Source organism: Bradyrhizobium sp. 1200_D9_N1_1 (assembly GCF_052075915.1).
Classification (GTDB): domain Bacteria; phylum Pseudomonadota; class Alphaproteobacteria; order Rhizobiales; family Xanthobacteraceae; genus Bradyrhizobium; species Bradyrhizobium diazoefficiens.
This window is the reverse complement of sequence record NZ_CP197226.1, coordinates 6,711,963-6,723,866: the sequence shown is the minus strand read 5'-3', so window position 1 is coordinate 6,723,866 and position 11,904 is coordinate 6,711,963. Positions and strand designations below refer to the sequence as shown.

Here is an 11,904-nt window from a genome sequence, read left to right as displayed (position 1 = left end):
GGTGGGGCAGGGAGAGGCGCATGGGCGAGGGCGCAGCCGAAGAGGACGACAAGGCGGGTAAGGCGCAAAGCCAGCGCCGGCTCGCGCAATGGGTCCGCGACTATAGCCGCCTGCCCGGCATTCCCGACGAGTTCCTGGGGCCCGACGGCGCCCCGCGCGCGGTCTGGAGCCGCTTCTTCGATGCCTTCGGCGCGCTTGCGCCCGACGAGATCGAGCGGCGGTTCGGCATGGCCGACCGCCACCTCCGCGAGGCCGGCGTCACCTACCGCGCCCCCGGCGACAGTGCCGACCGGCCGTGGTCGCTCAGCCATCTGCCGCTGCTTATCGACGAGGCCGACTGGAAGCAGCTTTGCGACGGCATCACCCAGCGCGCCGAGCTGCTCGAGCTCGTGCTGCGCGACATCTATGGCGAGGGCCGGCTGGTCGCGGAAGGCGCGCTGCCGGCGGCCGCGATCGCCGGCAGTCCCGAATATCTCCGTCCCGTCTGCGGCGTGCCGCCGCCGGGCGGGCGCTATCTCTCGCTCTACGCCGCCGATGTCGGCCGCGGGCCCGACGGTCGCTGGTGGGTGCTCGGCGATCGCACGCAGGCGCCCTCAGGCGCGGGCTATGCGCTGGAGAACCGCCTCGTGCTCTCGCGCGCTTTCTCCGATCTCTACAAGTCGATGAACGTGCCGCGCGTCGCGCCGTTCTTCGAGGCGTTCCGCGACAGCCTGCGCGCACGCGCCGATCGCGACGAGCCGCGGATCGGCGTGCTCACGCCCGGCAGTTTCAGCGAAACCTATTTCGAGCACGCGACGCTGGCGCGCTATCTCGGCTTCCTCCTGGTCGAGGGCGACGATCTCGCCGTCAGCGACAACCGCATCCACATCCGCACCGTCGCCGGCCTGAAGCGGCTCGACGTGCTGCTCCGCCGCGTCGATTCCAATTCGCTCGATCCGCTCGAGCTCGATGCGTCTTCGCGGCTTGGGGTGCCCGGCCTGATCGACGTGCTGCGCAAGGACGGCGTCGTCGTCGCCAACATGCCGGGCTCCGGCGTGCTGGAGGCGCGGGCGCTGCTCGGCTTCCTGCCGGCGCTCAGCCGCCGCCTGCTCGGCGAAGAGCTGAAGATGCCGCACATCGCGACCTGGTGGTGCGGCCAGCGCATCGCGCGCGACGAGGTGTTGTCGCGGCTCGACGAGGTCGCGATCGAGGGCGCCTACCGCCGCGGCGTTCCCGGCTTCGACAGCAACGGTCCGGTGCTGGCGAGCGAGCTCGACGCCGCCGGACGCCAGCGCCTGATCGACGCCATCGGCGCACGCGGCATGGACTATGTCGGCCAGGAGGTGGTGCGGCTCTCGACCATGCCGGTGTGGGAGCAGGGCCAGATCACGCCGCGCCCCTTCGTGCTGCGCGTGTTCGCAGCCGCCACACCTGACGGCTGGGCCATCATGCCCGGCGGCTTCTGCCGCATCGCCGAGCAGGCCGATGCGCGCGCGGTGTCGATGGGCGACGGCGCCCGCGCCGCCGACGTCTGGGTCGTCTCGGGCAAGCAGGTCTCGACCGCGACGCTGCTGCCCGCGACCGACAAGGTGCGGATCCGCCGCATCGCGGGCGTGCTGCCGAGCCGCGCCGCCGACAATCTGTTCTGGCTCGGCCGCTATCTCGAGCGCGCCGAGGCGACCTTGCGGCTGGTGCGCGCGCTCGGCTCGCCGAGCGGGCCCAACAAGGGCACCGCGGCCTCGCTGCAATCGGCCGAACGCATCCAGCGCCTGCTGGTGGCCTGGGGCGCGATCTCGCAGACATCGCGCGCGGCCCCCGGGCGGATCGCTGCCGAGGCGTTGCAGAGCGCGGAGCGTTTCGGCTCGGCCCTGTCGCTGGTGCGCGCGGCGCTGCGCACCGCGACCTCCTTGCGCGAGCGGCTGTCGCCCGATGCCTGGCAGGTCATCACCGAGATGGCCGAGCGCCTCGCCTACGAGGTCGAGGACGACGACAGCGTGCTGAGCGCGGCCGAGCTGACCTTGCAGGAACTGGCGAGCTTTGCCGGCCTTGCGCAGGAGAACATGAACCGCGCCGCCGGCTGGCGCTTCCTCGACATCGGCCGCCGCACCGAGCGCGCCATCAACACGGCGCGATTCGCGCGCCAGTTCGCCTATGACGAGGCCGGCGACGAGGATCTCGACATCCTGCTGACACTGGTGGATTCCCAGATCACCTACCGCTCGCGCTATCTGCTGGCGCCGATCCTGGCGCCGGTGCGCGACCTCGCGGTGCTCGACGGCTTCAACCCGCGTTCGGTCGCGTTCCAGGTGGCGACGCTGAACGAGCACATCGCGGCGCTGCCGAGCCTGAAGGAGCACGGCCTGATCGAGCAGCCGCAACGGCTCGCGGTGGCGGTGCAGGCGATGCTGGCGACGGCCGAGGCCGAGAAGCTCGAGGTCAAGACGCTGTTCTCGCTGGAGCAGGATCTGCTCAGCCTCGCCGAGGCGATCGGGCTGCACTACTTCCCGCATGGCCCCAATGCCAGCCGGCCGGAAAAGCTGACGGGGCTGGCGTGATCTACGACATCCGTCACGTCACCACCTACGAATACGAGAGTCCGGTCAGCTTCGCCCGCTGCACGCTGCGGCTGGAGCCGAAGAGCGGCAGCGGTCAGGAACTGATCTCGCACCAGGTCGAGATCCGTCCGCGCCCGTCCGAGCGCAATATCCGCCGCGACTTCTTCGGCACGCTGACCGAGAGCGTGGTAATCGAAGCCGCGCATCGCAATTTGCGCATCGACTCGCGCTCGCGCGTCGCCGTCTCGCGCCAGCCGCCGGCGCGCGATGCTGTCAGCCCGGCCTGGGAGAGCATCCGCGACATCGCATTCGAGGCAACCAGCCTCGGGCCGTCATCCCCGGTCGGCTACGTCTTTGCGAGTCCGCTGGTGCCGGTGCTGCGTCCGGTCAGCGCCTATGCGGCGGAGAGCTTTCCACCCGGCGAGGGCATCGTCAAAGGGGCGGTCGATCTCATGCACCGCATCCGCAACCAGTTTCGCTACGATCCCAAGGCGACGGTGATCTCGACGCCGCTCAACGAGGTCTTCGACAAGCGGCACGGCGTCTGCCAGGACTTTGCCCATGTGATGATCGCAGGGCTGCGCGGGCTCGGCCTGCCGGCGGCCTATGTCAGCGGCTATTTGCGCACCATCCCGCCGCCGGGCCAGCCGCGGCTGCAAGGCGCCGACGCCACCCACGCCTGGCTGTCGCTGTGGTGCGGGACGGAGCTGGGCTGGGTCGATTTCGATCCGACCAACGATCTTCTGGTCGCTGGCGACCATATCGTGCTCGCGGTCGCGCGCGACTTCTCCGACGTCTCCCCGGTCGATGGCATCATCGTCGGTTCGCCGAAGCAGAAGCTCGGCGTCGCCGTCGACGTGCTGCTGGTGGAATGACCGCGGGTCTCCGCCGTCCAGGACGATGCAGGCGCATGCGCCAGGCGGCGGCCCGTTCCCGTGGTCTCTTGTCAACATCCGATAAAGCGAATTTGATTTGTGTTGGGCGGCCGCAGTCCTGCCGAGCCCGCCCCGGGTGTATCGCGCCGTGACCGCAAACGCGATGTCGCAGCGCGCAACGCAACATATTTCCGTATTTTTGTTCCGGGATTTGGTCACCCGGCAAAAGATGGGCTATGCTGGCCTTTGCGTCGAGGACATGAATGAGACGTGGGGAGTTGGCGTGGAACACCACCGACAAGCGGGGCTGCATCCATGATCACGTTACCGAGGCTGGCGGCCGAATCCCTGGAGAAGTTGCTCGGTACGTTCATGCGTCGCCGGTACGACGAGACTTCTGCAAGTATCGTCGAGAGCGCGACCCGCACCGCGATGGAATGCATCGGCAATAGCGATGCGCTCTATCACAATATCGAGCATACGATGCTGGTGACGCTGGCCGGCCATTCCATCCTCAGTGGCCGAAGTCTTCATACGCATCTGTCGGCCGCGGATTACGTCCATATCCTGATCGCCTGCCTTGCCCACGACATCGGCTATGTGCGCGGCCTGTTCGAGGAGGATGACGTCGACGGCTTCGTGATCGATGCCGCCGACACCAAGATTTGTTTGCCGCGCGGCGCATCGGATGCCAGCTTGATGATGTATCACGTCGATCGGTCGAAGCTTTACGTGACGCGGCGGCTGCGACATATTCCCGGACTCGATCCGGAACGCATTGCCCGCGCCATCGAGGGCACGCGGTTTCCGGCCCGGGAAGGCCAGGACTATGACGACGAGGCCTCGATCCTGCGTGCCGCCGACTTCATCGGCCAGCTCGGAGATCCCAACTATTTGCGCAAGGCCAACGCGCTCTACTACGAGTTCGAGGAGGTCGGCATGAACCGACAACTCGGCTACGACTCGCCCGCCGACATCGTGAACCGCTATCCACAGTTCTATTGGAACAGCGTCGCACCGCATATCCAGACCGAGATCGGCTACCTCAACAAGACCGAGATCGGCCGGCAGTGGATCGCCAACCTCTACAGCAACGTGTTCCGCGCCGAACGCGACATCTCGCTGTCGGGCCCGCAGAAGTAGGGGACGCTTGTAGCCTTGTAGCCCGGATGAGCGAAGCGATATCCGGGTCCGGTGTCGCCAATCCCCGGATGTCGCTGCGCTCATCCGGGCTACGACCTCGCGCAAATCCGTAAGCAAATCATGCGACAAAAAACCATCACCACGGATGTCCTCGACATCGCCTATCTCGAATACGGCACGCCTGACGGCTGGCCTTGCATCATGGGCCACGGCTTCCCCTACGACGTGAATGCCTATGCCGAGACTGCGCCGATCATCGCGCAGGCCGGCGCTCGGGTGCTGGTGCCCTGGCTGCGCGGCTACGGGCCGACGCGGTTTCGTTTCCCGGAAACGCTGCGCTCCGGCGAGCAGGCGGCGCTGGGCGCCGATCTGCTGGCCTTCATGGACGCGCTTCGCATCGAACGCGCGGTCGTCGGCGGCTATGACTGGGGCGGCCGCGCGGCCTGCGTGGTTGCGGCGTTGCACCCCGCGCGCGTTGTCGGGCTCGTCTCCGGCAATTCCTACAACATCCAGGACATCGCCCGCGCCATGGAGCCCGCGGCACCGGCGCATGAGGCGGCGCTCTGGTATCAATATCTCTTCCACAACGAGCGCGGCCGCCGCGCGCTGGAGCGCAACCGGCGCGGCTTCGCCCGCCAGCTCTGGTCGATGTGGTCGCCGACATGGGCCTTCGACGATGCGACGTTCGAGCGGAGCGCAACCTCGTTCGACAATCCCGATTTCGTCGAGGTCGTGATCCACTCCTACCGCCACCGTTACGCGCTGGTCGCGGGCGATCCCGCCTATGCCGGGATCGAGGAAAAGCTTGCGGCACAGCCGCCGATCCGCGTCCCGACGATCGCAATCGACGGCGACAGCGACGGCGTCAATACCGGCACCGCCCATCACGCGCGCAAGTTCGAGGGCTTTTTCGAGCGGCGCGTGTTCGCAGGCGCCGGTCATAACCTGCCGCAGGAGCGGCCGGCCGAATGGGCGCAGGCCGTGGCCGACGTGCGCAAGGCGGTTGCCGGGTCCTGATTTTAGCGATCGCGGGAACTTTTCGCCGGTCCCGCCGTCCAATCCTGAGCTGCGCGTTGAGTTGCGAGGGAGATGACCATGAGCGAGGAAAGCAAGCCCAGCGGACCGGATCTGACCGAAGGCGTGGCGCTCACCGCGTTCAGGGACGGCAAGCTGCTCGGCCATGTCGGCGCGGAAGATGTGCTGCTGGTCCAGGCGGGCGGCGAGGTCTTCGCGATCGAACCCGCCTGCAGCCATTATCACGGCCCGCTCGCCGAAGGCCTGGTGGTGGACGACACCATCCGCTGTCCCTGGCATCACGCCTGTTTCTCCTTGCGATCGGGCGAGGCGACGCGCCCGCCGGCCTTGAGCGCGCTGGCCGTATGGGAGGTGACGCGGGACCAGGACAGGATCATCGTTCAGCGCAAGCGTGAGGCACCGAAGCCGACCGCCCGCAGCGCGCCGGCGCCCGAGAAATTCGTCATCGTCGGCGGCGGCGCGGCCGGCTTCGCGGCGGCCGAGATGCTCCGGCGCGAGGGCTTTGCCGGCGCCATCACCATGCTCAGCGATGACGGCGCCATGCCGGTCGACCGGCCGAACCTCTCCAAGGACTATCTTGCCGGCAACGCACCGGAGGATTGGCTGCCGCTGCGGGGCGAGGACTATTATCGGGATGCGGGCATCGATCTCCGGCTGAACACGAATGTCTCCGCGATCGATGCGAAGACACGCAGCGTCACGCTGGGCAATGGCGACAGACTGCCGTTCGACCGGCTGCTGCTCGCGACCGGCGCCGAGCCGGTCAAATTGCAGATTCCGGGCGCCGACCAGCCCCATGTCCACACCTTGCGCTCCGTCGCCGACAGCCGGGCCATCATCAAGGCCGCCGGCAGCGCCACGCGCGTGCTGGTGATCGGCGCCAGCTTCATTGGCCTCGAAGTCGCGGCCTCGTTACGGGCACGCAAGCTGGAGGTCCATGTGGTCGCTCCGGAGGAGCGGCCGATGCAGCGCGTGCTCGGACCGGAGATGGGCGATTTCGTTCGCGCGCTCCATGAAGAGAATGGCGTCAACTTCCACCTCGGGGACACTGTGGAGAGGCTCGACGGTACGCGCGCGACGCTGAAGAGCGGCGGCGTCATCGAGGCCGACCTCGTCGTGGTCGGCATCGGCGTCAAGCCGCGCCTTGCGCTGGCCGAGAAGGCGGGGCTTGCGGCGGATCGCGGTGTCAGCGTGAGCGAATATCTCGAAACCAGCATCGCCGGCATCTTTGCGGCTGGCGACATCGCGCGCTGGCCCGATCCGCATTCGCGGCAAACCATCCGCGTCGAGCACTGGGTGGTCGCGGAGCGGCAGGGCCAGACCGCGGCGCGCAACATGCTGGGCCGGCGCGAACGCTTCGATGCCGTGCCGTTCTTCTGGAGCCAGCACTACGATGTGCCGATCAACTATGTCGGCCACGCCGAGAGTTTTGACGACATCGTGATCGACGGCAGCATTGCCGGCAGGGACTGTCTGCTGAAGTACCGCAAGGCCGGCCGCGTGCTTGCGGTCGCCTCGATTTACCGCGATCTCGACAGCCTCAAGGCCGAGCTCGACATGGAGCGGCGGGGCCTGTGAGCCGCCGCCGTCGCTCCGGCGGTGCCCCCGGCGCGCCAATTCACCTGCCGGATCGTCGCAGGCGAGCAGCCGCGGCTCTGCCGCTTCCCTCGCGGTTGCTGCACGTATAGATTGCATACGCTGCAAAAAGGGCGGAAACATCGCTGACGTTCGATTCGAGCCGTCCCTTTCTCAAAGATAGCGATATGGACAGCGGGGCCAGCACTGCAAATCGATCGCTCAGTGTCGCGGGCGTCCTGATCGCCTTTGGCATTGGCAGCGTGTTTCTGCTCGGCGCCGGACGACAGAACTATCCGGAACTCCACACCATTCTCGACACCAGCATCACCCTCATCACGGGGCTGCTGGCATTGCTGCTCTGGGATATGGGCGCGCGCATCGAACAGCCGCTGTCCAAGCGGCTCGCGATCGCCTTCGGCGCGACCTTCGTCCTGGAGTTCCTCCACGTGCTGGTGATCGTGGAATGGTCGGGGTCGCTGGCGTTCGTCATGCAGCTGCGGGAATTTCTCCGGCCGGCGACATGGCCGCCGGCCGCCCACATCCTCGCGATCGGAATTCTCGCCGCGATCTGGTCGGCGCGGCGGGATCGGGTCGGGATGCCGGCCTTTGCACTGTTCATGGCCGTCGTCGCGGTGCTGCTGATTGCGATCTTCCAGCGCCTTCCGCCATATCGCCCGCCGGGCCTGCTCGATATCACCCGTCCGGTGTTGATCGTGGCGCCGCTGTTGTGGGCGATCACCTGCGTTCTGTGCTGGCGGCTGCGAGCGACGGACCGCATCTTCGGGCCGCTGGCCCTGATGGGGGCGGTCGTTCTGCTCGGCCACGTCGCGATGCTCTACTCGCAGGCACCGCACGACACCGAGGCGATGGTCGCTCACCTCGGCAAGGTCGCCGGGCGCCTCGTCCTGCTGCTCTCGATGATGCGGATGGCCTCGTCGGACATGCTGGAGCGGATGCGGGCGGAAGCCCAGCTCGCGCGCTTGAACGAGGAGCTGGAAGTGCGTGTCGAGGAGCGGACCGCACAGCTTGCAGCGTCCAATCTTGCGCTGGAATCCGAAATTCTCGTGCGCAGGCACGCGGAGCAGAAGGCCCAGGCGCAACTCGCCCGATTGAGCCTACTGCACCAGATCACCCGCGCGATCGGCGAGCGGCAGGATCTCAACAGCATTTTCCAGGTGGTGGTTCGCAGTCTCGAAGACCAGTTGCCGGTGGATTTCGGCTGCCTGTGCTTTCACGACGCGGTCGATCACGTGCTGACGGTGGAATGCGTCGGGATCAAGAGCGGTGCGCTGGCCATGGAGCTAGCGATGCCCGAACGGTCGCGGATCGACATCGACGAGAACGGCCTTTCGCGTTGCGTGATGGGTCAGCTCGTCTATGAGCCTGACATCACGCGGTCGTCCTTTCCGTTCCCGGTCCGACTCGCGCGGGGCGGGCTGCGGGCGATGGTGCTGGCCCCGCTCCAGGTGGAGAGCCGGGTGTTCGGCGTCCTCGTCGCGGCGCGGAAGGAGCGGGACAGCTTCAGCAGCGGCGAATGCGAGTTCCTGCGGCAATTGAGCGAGCACGTCGCGCTCGCCGCCCATCAGGCGCAGCTCCATGGCGCCCTGCAACAGGCCTACGAGGATCTGCGGCAGACCCAGCAGGCCGTGATGCAGCAGGAGCGGCTGCGCGCCCTTGGGCAGATGGCGAGCGGCATTGCCCATGACATCAACAATGCGCTCTCGCCGGTGTCGCTCTACACCCAATCGCTGCTGGAACGGGAGCCGGGCCTGAGTGCGCGCACGCGCGATTATCTGGAGACGATCCAGCGGGCGGTCGAGGACGTGGCCCATACCGTGGCGCGCATGCGCGAGTTCTACCGGCAGCGAGAGCCGCAATTGACGCTGATGCCGGTTCATCTCAACCAGCTGGTGCAGCAGGTCGTCGACCTCACGCGGGCGCGGTGGAGCGACATGCCGCAGCTTCGCGGAACCGTGATCGCGCTGCGCACCGAGCTCGCGGAGCAATTGCCCGCGATCTCTGGCATCGAGAGCGAAATCCGCGAAGCGTTGATCAATCTCATCTTCAATGCCGTCGATGCGGTGCCCGGCGGCGGCACGCTAATGCTGCGCACCAAGCTTGCCGGCGGCGCGGACGGGCACGGCCAGGTGCGGGTCGAGGTCGGTGACGACGGGCTGGGCATGGACGAGGAGACCCGCCGGCGCTGCCTCGAACCGTTCTTCACGACCAAGGGGGAGCGCGGAACCGGATTGGGCCTGGCGATGGTCTACGGCGTCCTCCGGCGGCACAACGGCGAGATCGAGATCGACAGCGCCGTCGGTCGCGGCACCACCGTGTCGTTGAATTTTCCGGTCCCGCAAGCGGCGCCGGCCACGCCGTCGCAGGACAGGCTCGAATCCGCGAGGCTCTCCCGGCTGCGCCTGCTGCTGGTCGACGACGATCCGCTCCTGCTGAAATCATTGTGCAATACGCTGGAGGCGGAGGGGCACGTCGTGACGACGGCCAATGACGGCGTCGCGGGCATCGCCGCGTTCCGCGCCGCCTCCGCGCGCGGCGAGACCTTCGCCGCCGTGATCACCGATCTCGGCATGCCTGATGTCGACGGCCGCAAGGTGGCGAGCGCGATCAAGGCCGCGTCGCCCGCCACGCCCGTGATCATGCTGACCGGATGGGGCAAGCGCCTGATGTCCGAGGATGACATGCCGGCCCATGTCGACTGCCTCCTGAGCAAGCCGCCGAAGCTTCGCGAATTGAGGGAAACGCTGGCGCAATGCTGCGAGCCCGGCCGCGCACAGGGTGCGATAGAGGTGAGCGAATAGGAAATGCCGACCGCAAAGTCAAAGGCCCGCATCCTGGTGGTTGACGACGAGGCTGCGCAGATGCGGGCGCTGTGCGACACGTTGCCAGTCGAGGATTACGATGCGGTCGGCTTCACCGACGCCAGATCCGCGCTGGCGGAGCTGCAGCGCACGAAATGCGACCTCCTGCTCGCCGACCTGATGATGCCGGGCATGGACGGCATCGAGCTGCTGCGGGCCGCGCGGGAGATCGATCCGCATCTGGTCGGCATCATCATGACCGGCGACGGCACCATCGCGACGGCGGTCGAGGCCATGAAGGCGGGGGCGCTCGACTACATTCTCAAGCCGTTCAAGCTCAGCGTCGTCATTCCCGTGCTGGAGCGCGCGCTCGCGGTGCGGCGCCTGCACCTGGAGAATGCGGAGCTGGCGCTGCGGGTCCGCGAGCGGACCCTCGAGCTCGAAGCCGCCAACCGGGAGCTCGAGGCATTCGCCTATTCCGTCGCGCACGATCTGCGCGGTCCGCTCTCGGTCATCGTCGGCTATGCGGAGACGCTGATCGAGGATCATTCCGCGCAATGGCCGGACCAGCCGCAGCAGCTGGCCGGCGCCATCCTGGCAAGCGGCGAGCACATGCAGCGCCTGATCGACGGACTGTTGCGCCTGTCGCGGTTCGGCCGCCAGCCGCTGTCGAAGGGGCCGGTCGATGTCGGAGCACTCGTCGGCGAGGTCGTCGACGAACTGCGCCGGCAGCATGCCGGCCGTGAGGTCTTCGTCCATTTGGGCGAAATTCCCGGATGCGTCGGCGATCAGGCTCTGCTGCGGCAGGTGCTCGTCAATCTGCTCTCCAACGCGTTCAAGTTCACCCGCGCCCGGGAGAAGCCGCTGGTCACGGTGATCGGCTGGACCGAAGGGCGCGAGACGGTCTATTGCGTGCGCGACAACGGCGCCGGCTTCGACATGCAGCAGGCCGACAAGCTGTTCGCGGCGTTCCAGCGATTTCACGATTCCGATGAGTACGAGGGCACGGGGATCGGCCTCTCGATCGCATCGCGCATCGTGCAACGCCATGGCGGACGCATCTGGGCCAGCGCCGAGGTGGGCAAGGGGGCGGCGTTCTATTTCAGCATTCCGGACTGAAGCGCCGCATTCGATCTTGATTTGCGTCAATGTTGCTGCCGGTGAAGGCTGCTCTGCTGGCTGTTGCCCGGGTGCGGTGCATGCTAGTCTGGCGTGTGCCCGCGGGCTTCGCATGCAGGAGTGGCCGCCATGACAAGTGCTTCGGATACGTCTCACCATCCCAGTCTCGGCTCGGGCATCACCGCGCTGCATGCCAAATGGGGATGGATCGTCGCGCTCGGTGTCGTTTATCTCGTCGCCGGCTTCGTAGCGCTCGGCAGCATGGTCATGGCGACGGTGGCGAGCGTGATCGTGGTCGGTGCGATGATGATCGTGGCCGGGGTCACCGAAATCATCGGGGCGTTCCAGATGAAGAGCTGGGGCAAGTTCTTGATCTGGGCCCTGCTCGGCGTGCTCTACGTCGTCGCGGGCTTCCTGACCTTCGAGAATCCGCTGTTCGCCGCCGTCCTGTTGACGCTGTTCCTCGGCGCCTCGCTGCTCGCTTCCGGCGCGGTCAGGTTGTTTCTCGCCTTCAGCATGAAGCGCGAAAGCCCGTGGGTGTGGGTGGCGCTATCGGCCGTGATTACGCTGCTGCTCGGATTGTTGATCCTGGCGCGCTGGCCGGTCAACAGCGTCTACATCCTCGGCCTGTTCCTCGGCATCGACCTGATCATGGCGGGCGCGGGCTGGGTCAGCCTGGGCTTCAGCTTGCGGCGGCGCCACACTAGCTAACCAGCAACTCGACGCAAGACCGTGTTGCGGAACTCCGGTGATCTGACGCGCTGACAAAAAGCAGCGCGTCGCGCGTTCGCCTGATGGCGT

The 11,904-nt window shown here is 67.0% G+C and carries 8 protein-coding genes; all 8 read left to right on the top strand.

The window, feature by feature from the left end:
* Positions 1–20: 20 nt before the first annotated feature.
* The 8 genes from AB5K84_RS32230 to AB5K84_RS32195 all read left to right on the top strand — a co-directional run bounded on the left by AB5K84_RS32230 (position 21) and on the right by AB5K84_RS32195 (position 11,814).
* Positions 21–2,534: a circularly permuted type 2 ATP-grasp protein gene (locus AB5K84_RS32230; protein WP_011085762.1), complete on the top strand. Its 2,514-nt coding sequence runs from the start codon at positions 21–23 to the stop codon at positions 2,532–2,534.
* Positions 2,531–3,409, top strand: coding sequence for a transglutaminase family protein (locus tag AB5K84_RS32225; RefSeq protein ID WP_011085763.1), 879 nt, complete (start codon positions 2,531–2,533; stop codon positions 3,407–3,409). Before AB5K84_RS32230 ends, AB5K84_RS32225 begins: the two co-directional genes overlap by 4 nt.
* Positions 3,410–3,724: 315 nt before the next feature.
* Positions 3,725–4,552: a metal-dependent phosphohydrolase gene (locus tag AB5K84_RS32220; RefSeq protein WP_028172344.1), complete on the top strand. Its 828-nt coding sequence runs from the start codon at positions 3,725–3,727 to the stop codon at positions 4,550–4,552.
* Positions 4,553–4,672: 120 nt separating this feature from the next.
* On the top strand, positions 4,673–5,569 hold the full coding sequence (locus tag AB5K84_RS32215) for an alpha/beta fold hydrolase (protein WP_038965754.1): 897 nt from the start codon (positions 4,673–4,675) through the stop codon (positions 5,567–5,569).
* A 78-nt stretch (positions 5,570–5,647) separates the two neighbouring features.
* The gene (locus tag AB5K84_RS32210; protein ID WP_038965761.1) at positions 5,648–7,165 is read left to right on the top strand and encodes an FAD-dependent oxidoreductase; all 1,518 of its coding nucleotides are present in this window, start codon (positions 5,648–5,650) and stop codon (positions 7,163–7,165) included.
* 185 nt (positions 7,166–7,350) lie between these two features.
* Positions 7,351–9,984 carry an ATP-binding protein gene (locus AB5K84_RS32205; RefSeq protein ID WP_051000272.1) on the top strand — a complete coding sequence of 878 codons (2,634 nt, stop codon included), beginning with the start codon at positions 7,351–7,353 and terminating at the stop codon, positions 9,982–9,984.
* 3 nt (positions 9,985–9,987) lie between these two features.
* Complete coding sequence (locus AB5K84_RS32200; protein ID WP_011085770.1) at positions 9,988–11,103, top strand: sensor histidine kinase; 1,116 nt, start codon at positions 9,988–9,990, stop codon at positions 11,101–11,103.
* Between the two features lie 129 nt (positions 11,104–11,232).
* Positions 11,233–11,814, top strand: coding sequence for an HdeD family acid-resistance protein (locus tag AB5K84_RS32195; RefSeq protein ID WP_028172340.1), 582 nt, complete (start codon positions 11,233–11,235; stop codon positions 11,812–11,814).
* Positions 11,815–11,904 lie beyond the last annotated feature (90 nt).

Excerpts from the sequence above, each read along its gene's own strand:
- AB5K84_RS32230 (WP_011085762.1), top strand. The coding sequence starts at position 21 with ATGGGCGAGGGCGCAGCCGAAGAGGACGACAAGGCGGGTAAGGCGCAA.
- AB5K84_RS32220 (WP_028172344.1), top strand. The coding sequence starts at position 3,725 with ATGATCACGTTACCGAGGCTGGCGGCCGAATCCCTGGAGAAGTTGCTC.
- AB5K84_RS32215 (WP_038965754.1), top strand. The coding sequence starts at position 4,673 with ATGCGACAAAAAACCATCACCACGGATGTCCTCGACATCGCCTATCTC.
- AB5K84_RS32210 (WP_038965761.1), top strand. The coding sequence starts at position 5,648 with ATGAGCGAGGAAAGCAAGCCCAGCGGACCGGATCTGACCGAAGGCGTG.
- AB5K84_RS32205 (WP_051000272.1), top strand. The coding sequence starts at position 7,351 with ATGGACAGCGGGGCCAGCACTGCAAATCGATCGCTCAGTGTCGCGGGC.
- AB5K84_RS32200 (WP_011085770.1), top strand. The coding sequence starts at position 9,988 with ATGCCGACCGCAAAGTCAAAGGCCCGCATCCTGGTGGTTGACGACGAG.
- AB5K84_RS32195 (WP_028172340.1), top strand. The coding sequence starts at position 11,233 with ATGACAAGTGCTTCGGATACGTCTCACCATCCCAGTCTCGGCTCGGGC.